Consider the following 25,367-nt stretch of genomic DNA (forward strand, 5'->3'; position numbering starts at 1 on the left):
GCCGGCAGAATCGATTAAGAAAAACGCCTGTGTTTTTTATTGTTGAGCACTGCGTTACCGCCCCTTCCCTTCGGCGATAGCGGTCAGATGAGTCTGCTGTTGCACGCACAGGCTCATGGGCCGGCGCTGCTGTTCGACCGAACAGTCAGCGATGGCGTGAGCCGATCAAAGCAATTACTGTTTAATAAATAAAATCGATTTATCGTATTTCACACATAAGCTGAGCTTGTTACTGGAGCCACCATGTCCGTCTCTCACGCCCAACTCAAAGCGTTCCACGCGGTGGCCGTCCATGGCAGCTTCACCCGCGCCGCCGAGCGGCTTTATCTGACGCAACCAGCGATTTCCGACCAGGTACGCAAACTCGAAGAACGCTTCGGCGTGCTGCTGTTTCACCGCAATAAACGTTCCGTGCGCCTGACCGACCTGGGCGAGCGCCTGCTGGCGATCACCCAGCGCCTGTTCGTGATCGAAGCCGAAGCGCAGGAATTGCTGCAGGAATCCCAGGCCCTGCAGACCGGCAGCCTGATTCTCGCGGTGGACGCGCCGATCCACGTGTTGCCGCAGATCGCACGGTTCTGCGAACGCTACCCGGGCATCAGCGTGAAAATCGAAACCGGCAATACCGATGAATCGCTGTTTCGCCTGTTCAACTATCAGGCCGATCTGGCGCTGCTCGGCCGCGACGTGACCGATGAACGCTTGCTGTGCGTGCCGTTGCGCAACGATCCGATGGTGGCGTTCGTTTCGCGCAATCATCCGTGGGCCGAGCGCGAATCGATCTGTCTGGCCGATCTGGATGACACGCCACTGGTGCTGCGTGAGATCGGTTCAGTAACCCGGCAGACCCTGGAAGAGGAAATGGCTCGAGCGGGCTTGCGCATTCGCCCGGCAATTCAGGTTGAAGGTCGGGAAGCGGCGCGCGAAGCCGTGGTGGTGGGGATCGGAGTTGGTGTGGTTTCAGCGGCGGAGTTCGGCGCCGACTCACGGGTCTGCGCGTTGCCGATCACCGACTGCACGAGGCGCCTGACCGAAACCCTGGTGTGCTTGCGCGAACAGAGTTCGCGGCGGGTGGTGGCGACGTTTCTCGATATGGTTCGCGAGAGCCTGACCTGACTCACTCCCTGTCCTGATCGTTCCCACGCTCTGCGTGGGAATGCCTCAACGGACGCTCCGCGTTCGGCTATTGGATGGGACGCAGAGCGTCCCGGGCTGCGTTCCCACGCAGAGCGTGGGAACGATCACGGTGCGGCTGGCGCCAGATCAAAAAACGCCTGAATCAGGCGCAACTCGCGCCGGCGCTCCATGCAGCCAATCATGTGCCGGTTCACCAGCCCTTCCCCGCCAATCGGGACCGCCACCACGCGCGGGTCATGACTGACCTCCACCGATGACACCACACCGACCCCCAACTCGGCCGCGACCGCTTCGGTCACCGCCTCGCGACTGTCCAGCTCCAGCAACACCCGCGGCTGAATCGACGCCTGCATACACGCCTGGTCAAACGTGCGCCGGGTAATCGAAGTCGGCTCGCGCAGGACCATGATCACTTGGTCCAGCTCCTTGAGTTTCACTTCGCCTGAGCGATTCGCCCAGCGATGCCCCGCCGGCACCAGCGCGCAGATCCGCGATTCGCTCAGCGCTTGCAGATGCAGGCCCTTGCGCGGCTCGACCTCGGTCAGCACCGCGACATCGGCGTGTTCCGACAACAGCGCCGCCAGGGTTTCCTGCGCGTTGCCCAGACGCAGGTTGACGGTGATGCCCGGATAGCGTGCGCGCAGGCTTGCCAGCATCGGCATGACCATGTGCGGCCCATCCGCCGCCACCTCCAGACGCCCGGTCAGTAACTGCCGATTGGCCTCGAGCAGCGTCTGCGCTTCTTCCGCCAGGCCGAACATGGCGCGGGTGATCGCTGCCAGTTTGGTGCCCTCCTCGGTCAATTCCACCCGTCGCGCGGTACGCCGCAGCAAAGTGATCTGGTAATGCTCTTCCAGTGCCTTGATGTGTCCGGTGACTGCCGGCTGGCTGATGAACAACCGCGCAGCCGCGCGGGTGAAGCTGCCTTCGCGGGCCACGGCATCGAAGGCGCGCAGCTGAAACAGGTTCATGGATAACCCTCACTGATGGCTGGCATAACAACAAACAATTTGATTGATGCAACGGCGAATTGCAACGTAGGCCCCGTAGCTTCATCCCACAGCGTTTTCGCGAGGACACACGAATGAGTACCGCCGCACCGATTCTGCTCACTCCCGGCCCGTTGACCACTTCGGCCCGCACCCGTCAGGCCATGATGGTCGACTGGGGTTCGTGGGATGACCGCTTCAACCAGCTGACCGCCAGCCTGTGCGAGCAATTACTGGCCATCCTCAACGGCGCCGCCAGCCACCATTGCGTACCGTTACAGGGCAGCGGCACCTTCGCTGTCGAAGCGGCGATCGGCACGTTGGTGCCGCGCGACGGCAAAATCCTCGTGCTGATCAATGGCGCGTATGGCAAGCGTCTGGCGAAGATCTGCGAAGTGCTCGGCCGGTCGTTCAGCACCTTCGAAACCGCCGAAGACGAACCGACCACCGCCGCCGACGTCGACCGCTTGCTGCGCGCCGACTCTGACATTACGCACGTGGCGCTGATCCACTGCGAAACCAGCACCGGCATTCTCAATCCGCTGGCAGAAATCGCCGAGGTCGTTGCGCAACACGGCAAACGTCTGATCATCGACGCCATGAGCTCATTCGGCGCATTGCCCGTGGATGCGCAAAACGTACCGTTCGACGCGCTGATCGCCGCCTCCGGCAAGTGCCTGGAAGGCGTACCGGGCATGGGTTTTGTCTTCGCCCGCAAGGAATCGCTGGCCGCCGCGGCTGGCAACTCGCACTCGCTGGCGATGGACCTGTACGACCAGCACGCCTACATGATGAAAACCGGGCAATGGCGCTTCACCCCGCCCACCCATGTGGTCGCGGCGCTGCACGAAGCACTGCTGCAATACAGCGAAGAAGGCGGCCTGCCGGCGCGGCATGCGCGATATGCGGCGAACTGTCAGGCGCTGATGGAAGAGATGAACAAGCTCGGCTTGCGCAGCTTCCTGTCGGCGGCGATTCAGGCGCCGATCATCGCCACGTTCCATGCCCCGCAGGATCCGCGCTACCAGTTCAAGGACTTCTATGAGCGGGTCAAGGCCAAGGGTTACATCCTCTACCCCGGCAAACTGACCCAGGTCGAAACTTTCCGCGTCGGCTGCATCGGCCACGTCACCCCGGACGAAATGCGCCAGGCCGTAGCAGCAGTGGGTGAAGTGCTGCGCGAAATGGAAGTGCTCGGCATCTGAGCCTCACCATAAATCCCCTGTGGGAGCGAGCCTGCTCGCGAAAGCGTCGTCTTAGGCGACACATAGGCTGATGTCAGACCGCTTTCGCGAGCAGGCTCGCTCCCACATTTTGATCTCATATTCAAATCAGGAATTCACGCCATGAACTACACCAATCCAAGCAAGCTGCAAGCCGCGATCCTCGACTGGGCCGGTACCGTGGTCGATTTCGGCTCGTTCGCGCCGACGCAGATCTTCGTCGAAGCCTTCGCCGAGTTCGATGTGCAGGTGTCGATTGAAGAGGCCCGTGGCCCGATGGGCATGGGCAAGTGGGACCACATCCGCACCCTCTGTGATCAGCCGCAAGTGGCCGAGCGTTATCGCAAGGTATTCGGTCGCACGCCGACCGACGATGATGTTACCGCTATCTACAACCGCTTCATGCCGCTGCAGATCGAGAAAATCGCCGAGCACTCGGCCCTGATTCCCGGCGCGCTGGACGCCATCGCCCAACTGCGCGCGCAAGGCATCAAGATCGGTTCCTGCTCCGGCTACCCGAAAGCAGTCATGGACAAAGTCGTCGAACTCGCCGCCAGCAACGGCTACGTCGCCGACCACGTGGTCGCGACCGACGAAGTGCCCAACGGTCGTCCATGGCCGGCGCAGGCGTTGGCCAACGTGATCGCTCTGGGCATCGACGATGTTGCAGCGTGCGTGAAGATCGACGACACCGTGCCGGGCATTCTCGAAGGTCGCCGGGCCGGCATGTGGACGGTTGCGCTGATTTGCTCGGGCAACGCGTTGGGTCTGGACTATGAAGGTTTCCGCGCGTTGGGCAGCGATGAACTCGCCAGTGAGCGCAAGCGCATCCACGCGCTGTTCGCAGATTCGCGGCCGCATTACATGATCGACACTATCAGCGATTTGCCGGAAGTCATCGCCGACATCAACAAGCGTCTGGCCAACGGGGAGATGCCGCAAAACGCTTGAGGCTGGAAAACTAAAACACCGCTGATTGCAATCAGCGGTGTTTTTTTTGCACTGTCTTGAGTAAAGACATCGCTTGATTATGACTTATTCGGAAATAAGGTTACCTTGCGCATCGTACGCAAGACCATCGGGATGTTTAACACTTCCGTCCGGCAATTGTTCAGTTCCATCTTCCCAGACAATACGGCCATCCGGATATTCAACGGTATTATCCGGCCAGACGATTCGCCCGTCCGGATACTCTACCCGGCCGTCTTCATATTGAATGATACCGTCGGGACGCTTGATCGAAGTTTTATCTACAGCGACTACGCTGCCGTCAGGCAGTGTGGTGGAGCCATCGACATTGACTTTCGCACCAATTGTTTGAATCAGCGTTATCAAGGCCACAGGATCGATGTTGATGTTAAGGGTCGGCCATGGCATTGGCGGACGCTTGGTGTCAACCGGGGCCACAGGTTTGGTCGGCACCACTGGTTTGGTTGGCGCTACTGGCTTGGTTGGCGCTACTGGCTTGGTCGGCGCTACCGGCTTGGTCGGCGCCACTGGTTTGGTTGGAATTACTGGCTTGGTTGGCGCAACTGGCTTTGTTGGTGTTACCGGCTTTGACGTAGTGGTAGTAGGGCGAGGCTTCGAGATCGGACTTTTCATATTCACACTCAAATTGATAAATATAGTTTTGATCTTTAATAGCAAACTAAAGAGCCGACCCGACAATAATCACGCACAACCAACTATTCAAACCAAAAGAAACCACAAGATATAAACAACATAGAGTTACGCTGCGCAGACCAACGCACAACAATAACTTTCAATAAACCGAAGTCATAAACCGTAAAACTTGCACTTCGATTGATTGCAAATATCATCACGCCGCAGGTTGGCATGTATTGATCGCGACCATCGGCTACATCGCTGCAAATCCGCGCCGTCCCTGCAGGCCACCCGTGTGGGCAAAGACCAGACGCGTGCCGACCGCGAATTCGCCTGACTCGACATGCTGCTTGAGCGCCAGCAAGGCCTTGCCGGTGTACAGCGGTTCCAAAGGGATGCCGCTGGTTTGCTCGGTCTGATTGATGAAGGTCAGCAACGCCTGGTCAACTTTGGCGAAACCACCGCGGCTGGCATCGATCAGTTGATAGTCCGCCGCAGGCTCGGTGGCGTGCGCGAGGATCGACTCGATGTTCGGCGCTACGCCGTGATCATCCGGCACTGCCAGAGCACCGTACACCACGCGCTTGCCTTGCTCGGCGAGCGCCAGTCCGGCCAGTGTCGTGCCGGTGCCACAGGCCAGCCACCAGGCGTCGAAATCATTCCAGCCGAGCTTGGCCAATTGCTCTTCGGCCTGCTGCCTGATCGCTGCGCAACCCAAGGCGCTGGCCAGTCCACCACCGCCCTCGGGCACCGCATGCAGCGTCGGAAATTGCGCTTGCCATGGCACCCAGAATCCCGCTTCGTGCCGTGCGCGGTAGCCGGCGTAACCGAGCCAATGCAACTGCATGCCGAACGCTTGCAGATCCCGCACTGTCGGCGTGTCCTGCGGGTGCCCGCGCAGCAGCCCCACGGTTTTGAAACCCAGCCGTTTGCCCGCCGCCGCCAGCGCGTGCAGGTGATTGGAATGCGCACCGCCAAGGCTGATGATGCCCTCGGCGCCGGCACGCTCGGCGGCTTTGAGATGCTCAACGAGTTTGAACCACTTATTGCCGCTGATCAGCGGGTCGATGCGGTCCAGGCGCAGGATCGCGACCTCGATGCCGGCGTCTGCCAGCCAGCCCAGATAGAGCGGTTCGAGAGGGGCCGGGGGTAGCCAGTTGGGGGGAGGCAAAAGCATGGGCACTGCACAATCTGGAAAAGACCACATACTAGTAGGAGCTGCCGCAGGCTGCGATCTTTTGATCTTGCTTTTGAAATCAGGATCAACAGATCGCAGCCTTCGGCAGCTCCTACAAAATGTGCTTACAACTCTGCCGCCAGCCGCGAACCCTGATTGATCGCGCGCTTGGCGTCCAGCTCCGCCGCGACATCCGCGCCGCCGATCAAGTGCACGTTCTGCCCGGCTTCAACCAGACCATCGTGCAACTCACGCAACGGATCCTGCCCCGCACAGATCACGATGTTGTCCACCGCCAGCAGTTGCGGCTCACCGCTTTCGCCGATGCGAATGTGCAAGCCTTGGTCATCGATGCTCAGGTATTCGACGCTGTTGAGCATCTGCACCTGCTTGTTCTTCAGACCGGTGCGATGAATCCAGCCGGTGGTTTTGCCCAGACCGTCGCCGACCTTGGTCTTCTTGCGCTGCAACAGGAACACCTCACGGGCCGGCGCATGCGGTGCCGCTTTGATGCCCGCCACACCACCACGGGCCTCCAGTTGCGTGTCGATGCCCCACTCCTTCCAGAACGCCGCGCGATCCAGACTGGTGGCTACGCCTTGATGAACGAGGAATTCGGAGACATCGAAACCGATCCCGCCAGCACCGATTACCGCGACACGCTTGCCGACCGGTTTGCGCTCGAGGATCACGTCCAGATAACTCAGCACCTTGGCATTCTCGACGCCGGGAATCGCCGGCACGCGCGGGGCGATACCGGTGGCGAGGATGATTTCGTCGTAACCGCCTTCAACCAGCTTGGCCACGTCGACCCGTGCGTTCAGGCACACCTCGACATTGGTGGTTTGCAGCTTGCGGTTGAAGTAGCGAAGGGTTTCGAAAAACTCTTCCTTGCCCGGCACACGCTTGGCAATGTTGAACTGCCCGCCAATCTCGCTGGCTGAATCGAACAGCGTCACCTGATGACCGCGCTCGGCGGCCACGGTAGCGGCGGACAAACCGGCAGGACCGGCACCGACCACGGCGATTTTCTTGATCTGCTGCACCGGCAGGTAATTGAGTTCGGTTTCGTGGCAGGCACGCGGGTTGACCAGGCAACTGGTGAGCTTGCCGCCAAAGGTGTGGTCGAGGCACGCCTGGTTGCAGCCGATGCAGGTGTTGATTTCGTCGGCACGGCCTTCAGCGGCCTTGTTGACGAACTCCGGGTCGGCGAGGAACGGCCGCGCCATCGAGACCATGTCGGCATCGCCCTCGGCAAGAATCTGCTCGGCAATTTCCGGGGTATTGATGCGGTTGGTGGTGATCAGCGGAATACTCACCGAGCCGCGCAACTTGGCCGTGACCTTGCTGAACGCTGCACGCGGAACCTTGGTGGCGATGGTCGGAATCCGCGCTTCGTGCCAGCCGATACCGGTGTTGATGATGGTCGCGCCCGCCTGTTCGATGGCTTTGGCCAGCATGACGATTTCATCCCAGGTGCTGCCACCTTCGACCAGATCGAGCATCGACAGGCGGAAGATGATGATGAAATTCGGCCCGACCGCTTCGCGCACACGACGGACAATTTCTACCGGCAGGCGCATGCGGTTTTCGTAGCTGCCACCCCAGCGGTCGGTGCGGTGGTTGGTGTGCGCGGCGAGGAACTGGTTAATGAAGTAACCTTCCGAGCCCATGATCTCGACGCCGTCGTATTCGGCAGTTTGCGCCAATACCGAGCAGGTGACGAAATCGCTGATCTGCTTCTCGATGCCCTCTTCGTCCAGCTCTTTGGGCTTGAACGGGTTGATCGGCGCTTGAATCGCGCTCGGTGCTACCTGTTTCGGGCTGTAGGCATAGCGGCCGGCGTGGAGAATCTGCATGCAGATCTTGCCGCCCGCCTCGTGCACCGCGCGAGTGACAATGCGGTGCTTGAGCGCCTCTTCCTCGGTAGTGAGCTTGGCCGCGCCGGAATACACGCCGCCCTCATCATTCGGGCCAATGCCGCCAGTGACCATCAGGCCGACACCGCCACGGGCACGTTCGGCGAAGTACGCCGCCATGCGCTCGAAACCACCCGGCTTTTCTTCAAGGCCAGTGTGCATCGAGCCCATCAGGGTGCGGTTGCGCAGCGTGGTGAATCCCAGGTCCAGCGGGGCCAGCAAATGCGGGTAATGAGCGGCGGTCATCGGTAACTCCACAACGAGCGATCACGGAAAAGTTGCGGGAGCTCTGCGTCCCCCGTCAGTCATGTTCGACAGACTAAGAGTCGCACCGCTGTCACTCAATGACCGTAACTGACAAGTTATTGATCCAAATGCACAGCGCCCCTTGGCAACCCGGGCCATGGGCCCTACCCTAGTCGGCACATCCTGTACCCGGCTGTTGTTGGTTTTCATGCGCAAACTTCTGTATCTGTTTTTCTCCATGGCCCTCGTTGCCGCCCTGACCACCTACGCCATGTGGGCGGCAGACCGGCCGGCGGGGCATTACCTGTCGGACCTGCGCATCAAGCTCGCCGTCAATCAGGGCACGCCCGCCGACCGTGGCAATCTGCTCGGCATTCAGCCCGAACTGTTCCCCACCGATTACCAAAGCTCCGCACGCCTGCACCGCAAGCTCGCGGCGTATTTGCAGCAGGCCCGCGATCAAGGCTTGCTCAACGAAAAAACCGTGGTGGTGTTGCCCGAGCACGTCGGCACCTGGCTGATGATCAGCGGCGAGAAAGACGAGTTGTATCAGGCGCCAACGCTGGCGGAGGCAATGAACTGGCTGGCGGCGAGCAATCCACTGCTGTTTGCCCGAGCGTGGCTGCGGGCCAAGGGCGAGCAACGCCTGGATGACGCTTATCTGCGGATGAAAGCCAAGGCCATGGCCAAGGATTACCAGGCGCTGTTCGGCGGTCTGGCCAAGGAGTTCCAGGTCACTCTGGTCGCCGGCTCCATCGTGCTGCCGGAGCCCAGCATCCGCGACGGCCGGCTCAAGCCCGGCAGCGGCGCCCTGTTCAACAGCAGCGTGGTGTTTGGTCGCGACGGCGTACCGTTGGGCCAGCCGCAACGGCAGATGCATCCGACCTTCGATCAGCAAGGTGTGATTCAGGCCGAAGACAAACACGCCATCCAGGTGGTCGACACACCGGCCGGTCGCCTGGGCATCCTGATCGGCAGTGACAGCTGGTACCCCGCCAACTACCGCACCCTCGATGAGCAAGGCGCGCAACTGGTGGCGGTGCCGGCGCAGGTTATCGGCCAAGGCGCCTGGGACAAGCCATGGCGTGGCTACAAGGGCTCGAGCACGCCGGGCTCGGTCAGCCTCAAGCCCGGCGACCTCAGTGAAGGTCAAGCCTGGCATCGACTGACCCTCACCGCGCAACCGCCAAGCAGCCACGCGATTGCCGGCGTCAGTGTGTTCATGCGCGGGCAGTTCTGGGACAAGCCGAGCACCGGCACAAGCTTTCTCAGCAGCAACGGCCAACATTTCGCCGATGGCGAGGCTCGTGGTGCGCGCTTGCTGAACGTCTGGCTGTAAACCATGAAGCCGCAGCCGATGCGCCTCGGGGATCTGTCGGTGGGTTTCGTCCATAGTCTGGCCGACGCCGTGCGCAGCCACGACGTCGATCCGCTGCCTCTGCTTGAACAATATGGCCTTGATGCCGCGCGACTGGCCGAGGCCGGGGCGCGCTTGTCGATCCCGCGATACATGCGCCTGGGCCATGCAGCGATTCAACTCACCGGCGATCCGGCTCTGGGCCTGCGCATGGGCCGGATGATCCGCTTGAATCAGGCCGGTCTGGCCGGCATCACTGCGGCGCAAGCGCCCACCGTGCGTGAAGCAGCCCGCTGCCTGACGCGCTTCGAGCCGCTCTACGGCTCCAACTATCGCGGGCAGTCCAGTTTTCACGAAGATGCCAACGGTGCGTGGCTGCGCTTCTACTCGATCAGCCCGTACAACGCCTATAACCGCTTCGTGGTCGACTCGATCCTCGCCGGCTGGCTGCATCAGTTGTCGAGCCTGTGCGGCGAAACGTTGCGCGCCGAGAGAATCGAAATCGAATTCGAAGCGCCGGATTACCGCGACGCCTACACAATGTTTGGCGACTGCCCGATCCAGTTCAGCGCCGAACGCAATCAGCTGCGCCTGAGCCTGAACAGCCTTGCCCTGCGCAATCCCGAACATTGTCCGAGCACCTGGCGACATCTGCTGCAATTGTGCGAGCGGGAGCTGGAACAACTGACCCGCACCCGCAGCCTGCGCGAGCGCATCACTCAGTTGCTCGGCCCGCTGCTCAACGGCGGCCGCGAGCCGGATCTCGAGGAAGTCGCGGCACGCCTGAAACTGCCAACCTGGACCCTGCGGCGCAAACTAGCAGAGGAAGGCACGCAATTTCGCGCGATCCTCAATGACACACGCCGCGACCTGGCAATGACCTACATCCGCGACACCGAACTGGCGTTCGGCGAGATCGCCTACCTGCTGGGCTTCGCCTCAGCTGAAGCCTTCCAGCGTGCATTCAAACGCTGGAGCGGGCAGACGCCCGGCGAATCCCGACGAAATTACCGCTCGGGAGCCTGAAGCTCAGAGCTCCGTCGCGTCGTCTGCAGGCTCTGGTTGATCCAGCTCAAAGGCCTGGTATTCGAGCAATTCTTCCTGATACTCGTCCATCGTATAAATCCCCCAAACCGCTCGCTGTGAAAATGGCCTGATCAATCGACCTGTGCCCCGAGCATAAAGTGCCCGTGTGAAGGAAAAGTGAAACGCGGCCTTCATGAATAAAACGTAGCAGGTGGCTGGGGATTTATCGCGGCGATGGTGTCGCAGGTATGTAACCAGATCTTAAGCCAACCCGAAAACCACTGTGGGAGCGAGCCTGCTCGCGAATGCGGTGTGTCAGTCTGACCATCTGTCGACTGACACTACGCATTCGCGAGCAGGCTCGCTCCCACTGGGTCTCGCTTGGTTTCTTATTGGCCCGACGCAGGCATCGCCGGAATCGGCTCGGACGGTGGCGGAATATCCGGATTGGTCGGTGGCGTGATAGTTTCGCTGGCCGGCGCAGGCTCTTCCACAGGCGCTGGCGCAGGCGTAATCGGCGTCGACTCCGCTGGCGGTGCCACCGGCTCGGAACTCACCGGCGCGGCTTCAGCCGGGGCTGGTGCAGGTTCCGCAGCCGGCGCAGGGGCCGGTTCTGCCGCCGGTGTCGGCACCAATGGCGCAGGCGCCGGAGCGGGCGTCACCTTCGGCTCAGGCACGCCGAGGTCGGTTTTCGGTTTTTCTTCGATATGCGCCGCTTTCTTCGCATCGGCGGGCAGGAACTGCTCCACCAGAGTGAAGAAGCGCTCGTAGAACTTCTGCGCCGTGACCGTCTCGCTGGCGACCTTGACCATCGAATCATCCGAGGAGCCGATCGGCATCGACACCGAGCCCAACACACCAACCCCGAGGCTGGCGGAATTGTTGGTCTTCTTCAACGCATAACGATCCTGCAGGGCGTTGGCGAACACCGTCGCATGATGCCCGGCGCTGCCATCTTCGGCGCAGACCACGTTGAAGCTGATCTCGAGATGGGTCTCGCCGGTCTGCTGGAAGCTCTTGTGCCCGCTGACGAGTTTCGGATCACTGCTGGTAATGATGTAGCCCTGACTGAGCAACGCGCGCCGGGCCGCTTCGCAACTGGCGGTGTCGGTTACCGGATAATTGCGCGAAAAGGTGCCGGAGTCATCGAAGTTCTCATGCTCATAGATCGGCTTGTCCTTCGAACAACCGGCCACCGCAGTCAACAAAAGCGCCAGCCCGACAACACGCATGGGAGTGGAAATCAACATTGAACATCCTGAGGGAAAACAGTCCGGGGCGTATTGTGCAACAGATCGCCGCCCCATGGCGCATGGAATAGTGTCAAGAATCGGTTACAACTTTACCGATCATGACCGCCAGGAAAAAGCCGCGTGGACAAATGATCGATCAACGCGCGCAATTTCGCCGTCGCCTGTCGGCTCGACGGCCACAATACCCAGAACTGTCCGGCGTGCTCGACATGCTCATCAAGTATCTGGCGCAAGCGACCCTGGCGCACCGCTTCGCGCACCATGAAATCCGGCAGACAGGCAATGCCCATGCCCGCCAGCACCGCATGCTGCACCGCCTCGATCGAGGTACTGAGCAGGCGCAGCGGCAATATCGGTTCCGGCGCGCCCTCTGCACGGCGCAACGGCCAGGCTTCCAGTTTGCCGGTAGCGTGGAAGGTGTGGCGCAAACAGACGTGATCGGCCAAATCGCCCGGTGTACATGGTTCGCCCCGCTGTTGCAGATACTCCGGGCTCGCCACCAGCACCAGATGAAACTCGCCCAACGGCCTCGCCATCAGCCGAGAGTCCTTGGGCTTGCCGGTACGAATCACTGCATCGAAACCCTCATCGATGACATCGACCATACGGTCGGTGAGGTCCAGATCCAGCTCAATGTGCGGGTACAGCGCCATGAATTCGGTCATCACCGGCATGACCAGTTCGTGCACCTGAGGCAGGCTGATCCGCAGCCGACCGTGGGGCGCCGAGGTGGCATTGCACAGCTCGAACTCCGCCGCCTCCACCTCCGCCAGAATCCTGCGGCAACGCTCGAGAAACAACGCGCCTTCGGAGGTCAGGGTGATGCTGCGAGTGCTGCGATTGAACAAGCGCACGCCAAGTCGCGCTTCCAGCCGCGCAATGCTCTTGCCGACCGCCGACGATGACACGCCCTGCAAGCGGCCGGCCTCGGTGAAACTGCGAGTATCGGCGACCTGCACAAATACCGAAATGCTGCCCAGGCTATCCATTCACATCTCCGATTAGTGACATCCATGTCCGATATGTTCGGAACCCTAACCTGTTTTTCCGCAATGCGCAGCGCCCTACCCTGTGTTTCTCAACATTGACCACAACAGGGACGCAGCAACATGACCGACGCCAACCTCGCTTCCACTGCGCTTGCGCAACCGACCGAAAACCGCGAACGCCTGCCCTACGGCGCACTGCTGGCGCTGGCCACGGCAGGTTTCATCACTGTCATGACCGAAGCGATGCCAGCGGGACTGCTGCCACAAATGAGCGCCGGCCTGAACGTATCTCAAGCGCTGATCGGGCAATTGGTCACGCTGTACGCCGTCGGCTCAATGCTTGCGGCGATCCCCCTGACCATCGCCACCCGCAGTTGGCGCCGCAAACCATTGCTGTTGACCGCAATCGCCGGCTTCGCCGTGGCCAACAGCATCACTGCCGTGTCCGAGCTGTACTGGCTGACCCTGGGCGCACGTTTCATCGCTGGCATCTTCGCCGGCCTGCTCTGGGCACTCCTGGCCGGCTACGCCAGCCGCATGGTCGCTTCCCATCTGCAAGGCCGCGCCATCACCGTCGCCATGCTCGGCGCGCCACTGGCGTTATCACTAGGCATACCAGCCGGGACGCTATTGGGAACGATGGCGGGCTGGCAACTGAGCTTTGCGATCATGACGGCGCTGACAATAGTGCTGGTGATCTGGGTGCACATTCGAGTCCCGGACTTCGCCGGCGAACCTGAAGGAAAGCGCCTGCCCTTGCGTCAGGTATTCACCCTGCCCGGCATACGATCGGTACTGTTTGTAACCTTGTCCTACGTCGTGGCGCATAACCTTCTGTACACCTACATCGCGCCGTTCCTGCAACCCTCCGGTCTGGCTTCGGACATTGATCGCGTACTCCTGGCGTTCGGCCTGGCGTCAGTGATGAGTCTGTGGATCGTCGGCAGCCTGATCGATCGCTGGTTGCGTGAACTGGTACTCGGGAGTGCGGCACTGTTCCTGCTCGCGGCGATAGCCTTGGCTCTGTGGCGCGCATCGCCCGGCGTGGTTTACGCGGCCGTTAGCGCCTGGGGACTGGCATTCGGCGCAATGCCCTCGCTGCTGCAAACCGCGTCAGCGAAAACTGCTTCTCAAGCAGCCGACACCGCGCAATCGATGCTGGTAACACTCTGGAATGTCGGTATTGCCGGCGGAGGATTGGCGGGCGGGTTGTTGATGGGAAATGTCGGGGTCGGGGCATTTCCATGTATTGTTGCGGGGTTGCTGGTGTTGACGCTGTATGCGGCGGTGATGGCCAGCGGGCATGGGTTCCCATCGGGACGGTGAGATTGTTGATCGAATGAACGGCCTGAATCTGTCTCTCCTCCAAGAGAGAGGTCGGCTGCCAAGCCGCCTTCGCGAGCAGGCTCGCTCCCACAGAAAGGCAAAGCAGCGCAGCTGCCCGCGGCGCAGCCGCCCCACTCAACAATGAGCGCAAGCTCGAGTGCTCTTGATCTTGATCCACCGGCGACGTCGGAAGGCTGAACGGAGGGATTGATCCGGGGGTGGGAGCGTAGCGACCGTCTGGCGCAGCCAGACACAGCGGAAGGAGGTGCAGCGAAGCAAACCGGAGCCGCTCCCGCAGCGAAGGAACCCGAGCCTGCGAGGGCCGAACGTAGGAGCAAGCCTTTTTGGGTACTTTTTTCTGGGCCGGCATTCCGGGCGTCTGGAAAAAGTGCCTCGCCGTAAGGGCGAAACCGCCAGCCGCCGCACCCGAAGAAACGGGTATTCACCCAAACCACCCAGAGCATGGCCGGCCCAAAGGCCGCCAAGCCACCAAAAATAAAAAAGCCCCGACCAACAGGCCGGGGCTCCTTTAAACGTCAGTCAAAAGATCAGAACCGCTCGATCTTCGCCTCAGCTTCCAGTTGCTTGCGATACGCCGCAAAGTCCTGCTGCCCTTCACGGGAAGCGAGGAAACGACGATATTGCGCCTTCTCTTCATCAGTAGGCGCGGCAGCTTCGTTAACACCGTTGAGTCGCACAACCATCAGGCTGCCATCCGGCAAGGTAACGCTGGAGAACGTCGGCTTGTCCTTGGCAGCCGGCTTCGGCATACGGAACAGTGCCTGCAGCACAGCCGGATCAACCCCTTCCTGACCACGGGTGGCCGCTTCGGTGATCTTCCAGTTCTGGCCATCGATGGCCTTGTCCAGCGGCGCCTTGCCGTCGCGCAGATCAGCGATCAGCTTCTCGGCACGGGTCTTGGCCTCGGCACTGGCGTGCTCCTTGGTCAGTTGAGTACGGATCGCCGCGCTCACGCTTTCCAGTGGCAATTGCGCGGGCTTCAGGTGCTCCTTGGAACGCAGCACGATCACGGTTTCCGGATCCAGTTCGATGGCGGTGCTGTTGGCACCTTCATCAATCACTTCCGGGCTGAACGCAGCAGTGACCACGGCACGGTTGGCTGCAACACCTTCGCCACCTTCACGGCCGAACGGTTTGGAAGTGTGCACGGTCAGTTTCAGATCCGCTGCTGGCTGCGCCAAGTCAGAGGCTTCGAACGCCGAGTCTTCCAGTTGCTTGGTCGCCTCAACGAAACGCTGCTCGACCTGAGCGGCTTTCAGCTCGCGGGTCAGCTTGTCTTTCAGGCTGGCCAGGGTCGGCACTTCAGGCGCTTCCACGCCCAACAGCTTGATCAGGTGATAACCGAAGTCGGTACGAATCGGCTCGGACACCTGGTCTTTCGACAGCGAGTACAGAGCCTTTTCGAAGGCCGGATCGTAAACGCCAGGACCGGCGTAACCGAGATCACCACCATTGTTGGCAGAACCCGGGTCCTGCGAGAACTCTTTGGCCAGCGCTTCGAACTTCTCACCCTTGGCCAGACGCGCCTGGACTTCGTCGATCTTCGCCTTCGCCTGCGCTTCGGTTGTCTTGTCGTTCACTTCGATAAGGATGTGCGCGGCACGACGCTGTTCCGCCAGGTTGGCGATCTCTTTCTGATACGCCGCCTCAAGGTCTTCTTCCTTGACCGCAACCTGATCAAAGAACGACGACTTCTTCAGCTCGACGTAATCGATGATCACCTGATCCGGCGTCATGAATTCCTTGGCGTGCTCGTCGTAGTAAGCCTTGACCTCGTCATCGGTCAGCTTGACCGCAGCCGGGTCGGCCTTGACGTTCAAAGTGGCGAAATCACGGGTCTGTTTTTCCAGACGGGCGAATGCCAGCACTTCGGCGTCGGTGACGAAACCGCTGCCGGCAACGCCAGCGCGCAATTGGCCGATGAGCATTTCCTGAGCCAGCATCTGGCGGAACTGCATGCGGCTGTAGCCCAGCTGACGGATCACCTGGTCAAAACGCTCGGAGCTGAACTTGCCATCGACCTGGAATTCAGGCGTCTGCAGGATCACTTGATCCAGCGCGGCTTCGGAGAACGAGAACTTCGCCTGTTCGGCGCCTTGCAGCAGCAACTTGCGGTCGATCAGGCCTTTGAGCGCCGATTCGCGCAGCATTTTTTCGTCGAGCAAGGAAGCATCGAAGTCCTTGCCCAACTGTTGCATCAGCTGACGGCGTTGCATATCAACGGCCTGGCTCAGCTCGTTCTGGCTGATTTCGTCACCGTTGACCTTGGCCGCCTCGTTCTTGTGAGTCGTGGCCTGGAAAATGGCATCGAAACCGGTCAGGGCCATCAGTGCAACGATGACCCCGATAATGGTCTTGGCAATCCAGCCTTGTGAATTGTCCCTGATATTCTGCAGCATGCGTCCCCCAGAAACGGTTGAACTTCAATTTAGGCAACCGTGGAGCGTGGGTAGAATCCGGATAGAAGAAAGGCGCATCCGAGGATGCGCCTTCTCGTAACTGGCGGAGCGGACAGGGCTCGAACCCTCGATCCCGGCGTTACAGGTGGCTCTTTCAGCCACCTGCTCTACCGCTCCGCTGCCAAGTCAGGCTTGACCCCGACCCGGATGGGTAAAAACCTGGAAACTCAGTTAACAGCTTCTTTCAGCGCTTTACCGGCTTTGAAACCTGGCTTCTTGGCAGCCGGGATTTCCAGAGACTTGCCGGTTTGCGGGTTGCGACCGGTACGAGCCGGACGGTCAGTCACGGAGAAAGTACCGAAACCAACCAGAACAACGGAGTCGCCAGCCTTCAGAGCGCCAGTGACGGATTCGATTACAGCGTCCAGCGCACGGCCAGCAGCAGCTTTCGGGATATCAGCGGATGCAGCGATAGCATCAATCAGTTCCGACTTGTTCACTCTAAGTCCCCTTATATCTATTTTGAGATGTTTCTAAGTTTTTTGGTGAAAGCAAAAACGAGTGCTGAATGGCCTACAGACACTTAAGAGCCGCTTTATAACAAGGGCTCTAAAATGCTGTCAAGGAAAGCCCCCCAGGCTAAAACGTATTAATGCGTGCTAATTCTTTCCTTGGCATCAGACTCGCGTTTTTCGTCCTTGGCAACTATCTCCGGAGCCACATCCGGCAAGGGCTCCGGCGCGTATTGCAGCGCAATTTGCAGGACCTCGTCAATCCATTTAACCGGTTTGATCTGCAGATCCTGCTTGATATTGTCAGGAATCTCCTTCAGATCGCGGACGTTTTCTTCCGGAATAATCACAATCTTGATTCCGCCGCGATGTGCCGCCAGCAGTTTTTCTTTCAAACCGCCAATTGCCAACACCTGACCACGCAAAGTGATCTCACCGGTCATGGCGACATCGGCGCGCACCGGAATGCCGGTCAATGCCGAGACCAACGCGGTGCACATGCCCACGCCAGCGCTAGGGCCGTCTTTCGGCGTAGCACCTTCCGGCATGTGAATATGGGTGTCGCGCTTCTCGTGGAAGTCCAGCGGGATGCCCAGGCTCTTGGCGCGGCTGCGCACAACGGTCTGTGCGGCAGTGATCGATTCGACCATCACATCACCGAGCGAACCGGTCTTGATCAGTTGCCCTTTACCCGGAATCACTGCGGCTTCGATGGTCAGCAATTCGCCGCCAACCTGAGTCCACGCCAGGCCAGTCACCTGCCCCACCTGATCCTGCTGCTCGGCCAGGCCGTAGCGGAACTTGCGCACGCCGAGGAAATGCTCGAGCAGATCAGCTGTCACTTTTACCGAGAAGCGTTTTTCCAGCGCATGCTCTTTCACTGCCTTGCGGCAGACCTTGGCGATCTGCCGCTCGAGGCCCCGCACGCCCGCTTCACGGGTGTAATAACGGATGATGTCGCGGATGGCTTCCTCGTCGAACTCCAGCTCGCCCTTCTTCAGACCATTGGCGGCGATCTGTTTCGGCGAGAGGTATTTCACGGCGATGTTGATCTTCTCGTCTTCGGTGTAACCCGGCAGACGGATGACTTCCATCCGGTCCAGCAGCGCTGGCGGGATGTTCATCGAGTTCGAGGTGCACAGGAACATCACATCAGAGAGGTCGTAATCGACTTCCAGATAGTGATCGTTGAAGTTGTGGTTCTGCTCGGGGTCGAGCACCTCCAGCAACGCCGACGCCGGATCGCCACGCATGTCGCTACCCATCTTGTCGATTTCATCGAGCAGGAACAGCGGGTTGCGTACGCCCACTTTTGTCATCTTTTGAATCAATCTTCCCGGCATCGAACCGATGTAGGTCCGGCGGTGACCACGAATTTCCGCTTCGTCACGCACGCCGCCCAAGGCCATACGTACGAATTTACGGTTGGTGGCATGGGCAATCGATTCCGCCAGCGAGGTTTTACCCACGCCTGGTGGACCGACCAGGCACAACACCGGGCCACGGATTTTCTTCACGCGCTTCTGCACGGCGAGGTATTCAAGGATGCGCTCCTTGACCTCTTCGAGGCCGTAGTGATCGGCGTCGAGAATGTCTTCTGCACGGGCCAGGTCGAGGCGTACTTTGCTCTGCGCCTTCCACGGCACCTGCACCAGCCAGTCGATGTAGGAACGCACCACGGTGGCCTCAGCCGACATTGGCGACATCTGCTTGAGCTTGTTCAGCTCGGCAGTCGCCTTGGCCAGCGCGTCTTTCGGCAGGCCGGCAGCATCGATGCGCTTTTTCAGCTCTTCGATTTCGTTGTGGCCTTCGTCGCCGTCACCGAGTTCTTTCTGAATGGCCTTCATTTGCTCATTCAGGTAGTACTCGCGCTGGCTGCGCTCCATTTGCTTTTTGACGCGACCGCGAATGCGTTTTTCAACCTGCAGCAGGTCGATTTCGGCATCCAGCAGCGCCAGCACGTGTTCGACACGGGCCGACAGATCGATGATCTCGAGGATTTCCTGCTTCTGCTCGATTTTCAGCGCCATGTGCGCGGCCATGGTGTCGACCAGACGACCCGGCTCATCGATGCTGTTGAGCGACGACAGGACTTCAGCCGGAACCTTCTTGCCCAGCTGGACGTATTGTTCGAACTGCGACAGCAGTGTGCGCACGAAGACTTCCGACTCGCGCTCGGCGGCGTCGACTTCTTCGATCAGAGACACTTCGGCGCGGCAGTGGCCATCGACTTCGCTGAAACGCTCGACAGTACCACGCTGCTCGCCTTCGACCAGAACCTTGACGGTGCCGTCAGGCAGCTTCAGCAGTTGCAGAACCGTGGCAATCGTACCTACGCGATAGAGAGCGTCTTCACCGGGATCATCGTCAGCCGGGTTTCGCTGGGCCAGCAGCAGAATCTGCTTGTCACCCGTCATCGCTGCCTCGAGGGCTTCGATGGATTTCTCGCGCCCCACGAACAGCGGGATAACCATGTGCGGATAAACCACGACATCACGCAATGGCAGGAGAGGCAATTCGATGGTTGTCTTCATGATTTCGCCTCTACGGCGGCCGTATGGCCGTAATCAGATGGAATTAAGCTTGAAACCAAGATGGGGGCTGCCTCGAAAAAAAACAAGCGCAAAGCGGAGGTAAAAAACGACTTAAAAAAAAAGAGGCCCGAAGGCCCCTTCTTTGTTGCGGCGCTGTGAACACTTACGCGTCCGGCGCTGCCTTGGCCGTCGGCTCACTGTTTTCGTAGATATACAGTGGCTTGGACTTGCCTTCGATCACGCTTTCATCGATCACGACTTTGCTCACCTCGGACTGCGAGGGGATCTCATACATCGTGTCGAGCAGCACACCTTCGAGAATCGAACGCAGGCCACGGGCACCGGTTTTACGTTCCAGGGCACGCTTGGCGACCGATTTCAGCGCGTCGGAACGGAATTCCAGATCCACGCCTTCCATCTCGAACAGCTTGGCATACTGTTTGGTCAGAGCATTTTTCGGCTCGGTGAGGATTTGCATCAGCGCAGCCTCGTCGAGCTCGTCCAGTGTCGCCAGGACCGGCAGACGACCGACGAATTCCGGGATCAGACCGAACTTGACCAGATCGTCAGGCTCGACTTCACGCAGGGATTCACCAACCTTCTTGCCCTCTTCCTTGCTGCGCACTTCGGCGTTGAAGCCGATGCCGCCTTTGGTGGAACGGTTCTGAATGACCTTTTCCAGACCGGAGAACGCACCACCGCAGATGAACAGGATGTTACGGGTGTCGACCTGCAGGAATTCCTGCTGCGGATGCTTGCGGCCACCTTGCGGCGGAACCGAAGCGACCGTGCCTTCGATCAACTTGAGCAAGGCCTGCTGCACGCCTTCACCGGAAACATCACGGGTGATCGACGGGTTGTCGGACTTGCGGGAAATCTTGTCGATTTCATCGATGTAGACAATGCCCATCTGGGCTTTCTCTACGTCGTAATCGCACTTCTGCAGCAGCTTCTGAATGATGTTCTCGACATCTTCGCCCACGTAACCTGCCTCGGTGAGGGTGGTTGCGTCAGCGATGGTGAACGGAACGTTCAGCAAGCGGGCCAGTGTTTCGGCCAGCAGGGTTTTACCGGAGCCTGTCGGGCCGATCAGCAGGATGTTGCTCTTGCCGAGTTCGACGTCGTCAGCCTTTTTGTCACGCTGGTTCAGGCGCTTGTAGTGGTTGTACACCGCTACGGCCAAAACCTTTTTCGCACGCTCCTGACCAATGACGTACTGGTCAAGGATGCCGCTGATTTCTTTAGGCGAAGGCAATTTATGCGCGCTGCTTTCGGCCTGTGCTTCCTGCACCTCCTCGCGGATGATGTCATTGCACAGGTCGACGCACTCGTCGCAGATAAAGACCGAGGGGCCGGCAATCAATTTGCGCACTTCATGCTGGCTTTTGCCACAGAAGGAGCAATAGAGCAGCTTGCCGTTGTCCTCGCCGTTGCGGGTGTCAGTCATTCGTTCGATCCAAATCCGATAGGCTTGCAACACAAGATGAAGGCTATTGCGGGCTTTTTCAAGCCCGCCGCTGATCGGACATGCCGATCAGGCCTGTTTTTGCGCTGCTTATATTAAGCTGGACGCTGGTTGATCACTTCGTCGATCAGGCCGTATTCCTTCGCAGCTTCGGCACTCATGAAGTTGTCGCGATTGGTATCGCGCTCGATTTCTTCCAGAGTACGGCCGCTGTGCTTGGCCATCAGCATGTTCAAACGCTCGCGGATGAAGAGGATTTCCTTGGCGTGGATTTCGATGTCCGACGCCTGGCCCTGGAAACCGCCCAGTGGCTGGTGAATCATCACGCGCGAGTTCGGCAGGCAGAAACGCTTGCCCGGTGCACCTGCGGTGAGCAGGAATGCGCCCATGCTGCAGGCCTGACCGATGCAGGTGGTCGACACGTTCGGCTTGATGAACTGCATGGTGTCGTAGATCGACATGCCGGCAGTCACCGAACCGCCCGGCGAGTTGATGTACAGATGGATGTCCTTGTCCGGGTTTTCCGCTTCAAGGAACAGCAGTTGCGCACAGATCAGGTTGGCCATGTAGTCCTCTACCGGGCCCACCAGAAAGATCACTCGCTCCTTGAGCAGGCGCGAGTAGATGTCGTAGGCGCGTTCGCCACGAGCGGACTGCTCGACAACCATCGGGACCAGGCCGCCGGCGGCCTGGATATCAGAGTTCTGCTGAATATAAGAATTACGGAACATGCTCTGCAGTCGCTCCCAAATAGTTATGTCTTGAATACGCATAAGCCAGCTCGAGAGCTGGCTTATGGTGTGCACTTCTAACGCAAAATCAATCAGTCGGCTGCTGGAGCTTCTACCGGCTTGACTGCTTCTTCGTAGGAGACCGATTTGTCGGTCACACTAGCTTTCTGCAGAACAGTATCCACAACTTGTTCTTCCAGCACAACCGAACGCACTTCGTTCAGTTGCTGCTCGTTTTTGTAGTACCACGACACGACCTGCTCTGGCTCCTGGTAAGCGGAAGCCATTTCCTGAATCATTTCGCGAACGCGAGCTTCGTCAGGCTTGAGGTCGAACTGCTTGACCACTTCAGCAACGATCAGGCCCAGCACGACGCGGCGCTTGGCTTGCTCTTCGAACAGCTCGGCCGGCAGTTGGTCTGGCTTGATGTTACCGCCGAACTGCTGAACAGCCTGCACGCGCAGACGGTCAACTTCGTTGGACAGCAGAGCCTTTGGCACTTCGATCGGGTTGGTGGCCAGCAGACCGTCCATTACCTGATTCTTGACCTTGGATTTGATCGCCTGACGCAGTTCACGCTCCATGTTCTTGCGAACTTCGGTGCGGAAACCGTCGATGCCGCTTTCCTTGATGCCGAATTGAGCGAAGAACTCTTCGTTCAGCTCAGGCAGCTTAGGCTCGGACACAGTGTTGACGGTCACGGTGAACTCGGCGGTTTTGCCAGCCAGGTCCAGGTTCTGATAGTCCTCAGGGAAGGTCAGGTTCAGAACGCGCTCTTCGCCAGCCTTAGCGCCAACCAGGCCTTCTTCGAAGCCCGGGATCATGCGGCCGGAACCCAGTACCAGCTGAGTGCCCTTGGCGGAGCCGCCAGCGAATACTTCGCCGTCAACCTTGCCAACGAAATCGATGTTCAGCTGATCTTCGTTCTGCGCGGCACGGTCGGCCACTTCGAAACGGGTGTTCTGCTTGCGCAGGATGTCGAGCATCTTGTCCAGGTCAGCGTCAGCCACTTCAGCGCTCAGACGCTCAACGGTGATGCCTTCGAAGCCAGCAACGGTGAACTCAGGGAAGACTTCGAATACAGCAACGTATTCCAGATCCTTGCCCGCTTCGAGCGACTTTGGCTCGATCGAAGGCGAACCGGCAGGGTTGAGCTTCTGCTCGACCACAGCTTCGTAGAAGGAAGACTGGATGACGTCGCCTACCGCTTCCTGACGCGCATCAGCACCGAAACGGCGCTTGATTTCGCTCATTGGCACTTTGCCTGGACGGAAGCCAGCAATTTTGGCCTTTTGGGCAGTCTGCTGCAGACGCTTGTTGACCTGAGTCTCGATGCGCTCTGCCGGCACGGTGACGCTCATGCGGCGCTCGAGAGCAGTAGTATTTTCAACAGAAACTTGCATGGATATTCCTCGTTGCACAGACGTTAGCCGGCCGTTTCCGACCCCAGAATCAAGGGCATGCATTCTAGTGGGTCAAACTCAAGAAGTCACCCTACTGGAAACGGGTAAAAAAACAGCAGGCAATTTATAGGGAGCGCCGCACGAATGCCGTGCACTCCACTGGCGAATACAAGCGATCACGTCAGGGCTCTGCAGCAACGCTTCTATATATAGAAGCAACTATCAAATCCGCCCCGACAGGCGTTCCGGCAAAACCGGAACGACGAGCAGTTCAGCGTCATCCGATCCTTTAAAAGCGATGAAGTGCCCTGCCCTGCGCTTCGAAATCGGCCATGGCCGGATTTCGAAACCGCTAAAACAAAAAAGGCGCCAGACTGTTAAATCTGGCGCCTTTCGGAATATGGGGTGGACGATGGGGATCGAACCCACGACAACGGGAGTCACAATCCCGTGCTCTACCAACTGAGCTACGCCCACCATATTGCGTAACAAAAAAGCCAAACAACTTCTTTGTCGAAACTGCATCAGGCCCTAGGCACAGATGAAGCTTTATTTGGTGCGGATGAAGAGACTCGAACTCTTACGCCTCGCGGCGCTGGAACCTAAATCCAGTGTGTCTACCAATTCCACCACATCCGCGGATGAAGCTTTTAAAGCAAAGGCGCCAGACCGTTAAATCTGGCGCCTTTCGAAATATGGGGTGGACGATGGGGATCGAACCCACGACAACGGGAGTCACAATCCCGTGCTCTACCAACTGAGCTACGCCCACCATATCGCGTTACTTGTGCCAAAGCTGCCTAATGGCGCACCCGGCAGGACTCGAACCTGCGACCATCCGCTTAGAAGGCGGATGCTCTATCCAGCTGAGCTACGGGCGCCTTGTTAATCTGTACTCTTAAAGGACTACAAACTAAGTGCTTTCCAGCGTCGCAGAACCTTGATTCCGCTTCACCTTCTTAACCAGTGCTAGGCTGTGCCCGACAAGTGCGACGAATAGTATAGAGGGCTCCAAAGGTCGTCAAATCCTTTTTGAAAAAAATTCATTTAATTAAAGGAGTTAGAGGAATTTGCTGACCAAGCGCCTTTGCCCTCACCGCTCGACATGCGAGAATGCGTTCTCATTTTTTCCCCTCTCGATGGTTAATCACGCGCAATGACTGCACAACTAATCGACGGCAAATCGATCGCCGCCAGCCTGCGCCAGCAGATCGCCCAACGAGTTGCCGAGCGTCGCCAGCAAGGCCTGCGCACCCCCGGCCTCGCGGTGATCCTGGTCGGCAGCGATCCTGCCTCTCAGGTTTATGTCTCGCACAAGCGTAAAGACTGTGAAGAGGTTGGCTTCCTCTCTCAAGCCTACGACCTGCCCTCCGACACCACTCAGGACGCCCTGACCGATCTGATCGATCGCCTTAATGACGATCCGGCCATCGACGGCGTGCTCCTGCAGTTGCCTCTGCCCGAACATCTCGACGCGTCCAAGCTGCTGGAACGCATTCGCCCGGACAAAGACGTCGACGGCTTCCATCCGTACAACGTCGGCCGCCTCGCGCAGCGCATCCCGCTGCTGCGCCCCTGCACCCCGAAAGGCATCATGACCTTGCTGGAAAGCACTGGCGCTGATCTTTACGGGATGGATGCGGTAGTTGTGGGCGCCTCCAATATCGTCGGTCGCCCGATGGCCATGGAATTGTTGCTGGCCGGCTGCACCGTCACTGTCACTCACCGCTTCACCAAGGACCTGGCCGGTCACGTCGGTCGTGCTGATCTGGTGGTCGTCGCCGCCGGCAAACCGGGCCTGGTCAAAGGCGAGTGGATCAAGGAAGGCGCGATCGTGATTGACGTCGGCATCAACCGTCAGGAAGACGGCAAACTGGTCGGTGACGTCGTCTACGAAACCGCCCTGCCCCGCGCTGGCTGGATTACTCCGGTACCGGGCGGCGTTGGCCCGATGACCCGCGCCTGCTTGCTGGAAAACACCCTCTACGCGGCAGAAACCCTGCACGTCTGACCGGTTTTTTCCGCCGCATCAGAACCCCGCCTCGTGCGGGGTTT

General features: G+C 59.3%; 19 protein-coding genes and 4 tRNA genes. 7 read left to right on the plus strand and 16 right to left on the minus strand.

All coding sequences use genetic code 11. From position 1 onward, the window contains the following. Positions 1-243: 243 nt before the first annotated feature. Entirely contained in the window at positions 244-1,116 is an 873-nt protein-coding gene (locus OC605_RS00355) for a LysR family transcriptional regulator (protein ID WP_024013451.1), read from the plus strand. Positions 1,117-1,241: 125 nt separating this feature from the next. Here the strand turns inward: OC605_RS00355 and OC605_RS00360 are convergent, their stop codons facing one another. Beyond that, complete coding sequence (locus OC605_RS00360; RefSeq protein ID WP_125927383.1) at positions 1,242-2,108, minus strand: LysR substrate-binding domain-containing protein; 867 nt, start codon at positions 2,106-2,108, stop codon at positions 1,242-1,244. Between the two features lie 113 nt (positions 2,109-2,221). Between OC605_RS00360 and OC605_RS00365 the strand changes: the two genes are divergently transcribed. Together OC605_RS00365 and phnX are read left to right on the plus strand one after the other, a co-directional pair. Continuing rightward, a complete protein-coding gene (locus OC605_RS00365) occupies positions 2,222-3,331 on the plus strand; it encodes a 2-aminoethylphosphonate--pyruvate transaminase (protein ID WP_262136009.1) in 1,110 nt (369 codons plus the stop codon). A 141-nt stretch (positions 3,332-3,472) separates the two neighbouring features. After that, complete coding sequence (phnX, locus tag OC605_RS00370) at positions 3,473-4,300, plus strand: phosphonoacetaldehyde hydrolase (protein WP_016770551.1); 828 nt, start codon at positions 3,473-3,475, stop codon at positions 4,298-4,300. A gap of 84 nt (positions 4,301-4,384) precedes the next feature. On the opposite strand, the gene OC605_RS00375 is transcribed toward phnX, so the two are convergent. The 3 genes from OC605_RS00375 to OC605_RS00385 form a co-directional block, all read right to left on the minus strand. Beyond that, positions 4,385-4,951, minus strand: coding sequence for a hypothetical protein (locus OC605_RS00375; protein WP_262136010.1), 567 nt, complete (start codon positions 4,949-4,951; stop codon positions 4,385-4,387). Positions 4,952-5,207: 256 nt separating this feature from the next. Next, positions 5,208-6,131 (minus strand): 1-aminocyclopropane-1-carboxylate deaminase/D-cysteine desulfhydrase, encoded by a 924-nt coding sequence (locus OC605_RS00380; RefSeq protein WP_262136011.1) that lies wholly within the window; start codon positions 6,129-6,131, stop codon positions 5,208-5,210. Between the two features lie 125 nt (positions 6,132-6,256). Next, positions 6,257-8,296, minus strand: a complete 2,040-nt coding sequence (locus OC605_RS00385; protein ID WP_262136012.1) for an NADPH-dependent 2,4-dienoyl-CoA reductase — start codon at positions 8,294-8,296, stop codon at positions 6,257-6,259. Between the two features lie 208 nt (positions 8,297-8,504). Between OC605_RS00385 and OC605_RS00390 the strand changes: the two genes are divergently transcribed. Both OC605_RS00390 and OC605_RS00395 read left to right on the plus strand, forming a co-directional pair. Continuing rightward, positions 8,505-9,635, plus strand: a complete 1,131-nt coding sequence (locus tag OC605_RS00390) for a nitrilase-related carbon-nitrogen hydrolase (protein ID WP_262136013.1) — start codon at positions 8,505-8,507, stop codon at positions 9,633-9,635. Between the two features lie 3 nt (positions 9,636-9,638). Next, positions 9,639-10,679 (plus strand): AraC family transcriptional regulator, encoded by a 1,041-nt coding sequence (locus tag OC605_RS00395; RefSeq protein WP_133336882.1) that lies wholly within the window; start codon positions 9,639-9,641, stop codon positions 10,677-10,679. A 389-nt stretch (positions 10,680-11,068) separates the two neighbouring features. Here the strand turns inward: OC605_RS00395 and OC605_RS00400 are convergent, their stop codons facing one another. Together OC605_RS00400 and OC605_RS00405 are read right to left on the minus strand one after the other, a co-directional pair. Then, positions 11,069-11,929 (minus strand): DUF2242 domain-containing protein, encoded by an 861-nt coding sequence (locus OC605_RS00400; protein WP_186566323.1) that lies wholly within the window; start codon positions 11,927-11,929, stop codon positions 11,069-11,071. Between the two features lie 92 nt (positions 11,930-12,021). After that, positions 12,022-12,921 (minus strand): LysR family transcriptional regulator, encoded by a 900-nt coding sequence (locus tag OC605_RS00405; RefSeq protein ID WP_262136014.1) that lies wholly within the window; start codon positions 12,919-12,921, stop codon positions 12,022-12,024. 120 nt (positions 12,922-13,041) lie between these two features. Here OC605_RS00405 and OC605_RS00410 point away from each other — a divergent pair, with 120 nt between their 5' ends. Further along, complete coding sequence (locus tag OC605_RS00410; RefSeq protein WP_262136015.1) at positions 13,042-14,247, plus strand: MFS transporter; 1,206 nt, start codon at positions 13,042-13,044, stop codon at positions 14,245-14,247. A 548-nt stretch (positions 14,248-14,795) separates the two neighbouring features. On the opposite strand, the gene OC605_RS00415 is transcribed toward OC605_RS00410, so the two are convergent. The 10 genes from OC605_RS00415 to OC605_RS00460 form a co-directional block, all read right to left on the minus strand. Next, positions 14,796-16,667 carry a SurA N-terminal domain-containing protein gene (locus tag OC605_RS00415; protein WP_262136016.1) on the minus strand — a complete coding sequence of 624 codons (1,872 nt, stop codon included), beginning with the start codon at positions 16,665-16,667 and terminating at the stop codon, positions 14,796-14,798. A 227-nt stretch (positions 16,668-16,894) separates the two neighbouring features. Continuing rightward, positions 16,895-17,167: an HU family DNA-binding protein gene (locus tag OC605_RS00420; protein WP_016775333.1), complete on the minus strand. Its 273-nt coding sequence runs from the start codon at positions 17,165-17,167 to the stop codon at positions 16,895-16,897. Positions 17,168-17,316: 149 nt separating this feature from the next. Further along, complete coding sequence (lon, locus tag OC605_RS00425) at positions 17,317-19,713, minus strand: endopeptidase La (RefSeq protein ID WP_016775334.1); 2,397 nt, start codon at positions 19,711-19,713, stop codon at positions 17,317-17,319. 163 nt (positions 19,714-19,876) lie between these two features. Beyond that, complete coding sequence (gene clpX, locus OC605_RS00430; protein ID WP_016775335.1) at positions 19,877-21,160, minus strand: ATP-dependent Clp protease ATP-binding subunit ClpX; 1,284 nt, start codon at positions 21,158-21,160, stop codon at positions 19,877-19,879. 113 nt (positions 21,161-21,273) lie between these two features. After that, a complete protein-coding gene (clpP, locus tag OC605_RS00435; protein WP_016775336.1) occupies positions 21,274-21,909 on the minus strand; it encodes an ATP-dependent Clp endopeptidase proteolytic subunit ClpP in 636 nt (211 codons plus the stop codon). A 92-nt stretch (positions 21,910-22,001) separates the two neighbouring features. Further along, positions 22,002-23,312, minus strand: coding sequence for a trigger factor (gene tig / locus OC605_RS00440; protein WP_016775337.1), 1,311 nt, complete (start codon positions 23,310-23,312; stop codon positions 22,002-22,004). Positions 23,313-23,713: 401 nt separating this feature from the next. Further along, positions 23,714-23,789 (minus strand) — tRNA-His (locus tag OC605_RS00445). A gap of 77 nt (positions 23,790-23,866) precedes the next feature. After that, a tRNA-Leu gene (locus OC605_RS00450) sits at positions 23,867-23,951 on the minus strand. Positions 23,952-24,008: 57 nt separating this feature from the next. Further along, positions 24,009-24,084 (minus strand) — tRNA-His (locus OC605_RS00455). Between the two features lie 32 nt (positions 24,085-24,116). Further along, positions 24,117-24,193: transfer RNA gene (locus tag OC605_RS00460), tRNA-Arg, on the minus strand. Positions 24,194-24,468: 275 nt separating this feature from the next. Between OC605_RS00460 and folD the strand changes: the two genes are divergently transcribed. Next, the gene (gene folD, locus OC605_RS00465; RefSeq protein ID WP_122698458.1) at positions 24,469-25,323 is read left to right on the plus strand and encodes a bifunctional methylenetetrahydrofolate dehydrogenase/methenyltetrahydrofolate cyclohydrolase FolD; all 855 of its coding nucleotides are present in this window, start codon (positions 24,469-24,471) and stop codon (positions 25,321-25,323) included. The last annotated feature ends 44 nt before the right edge of the window (positions 25,324-25,367 follow it).

Origin of the sequence: Pseudomonas sp. Marseille-Q5117 (genome assembly GCF_946901175.1) — a bacterium.
GTDB lineage: Bacteria > Pseudomonadota > Gammaproteobacteria > Pseudomonadales > Pseudomonadaceae > Aquipseudomonas > Aquipseudomonas iranensis.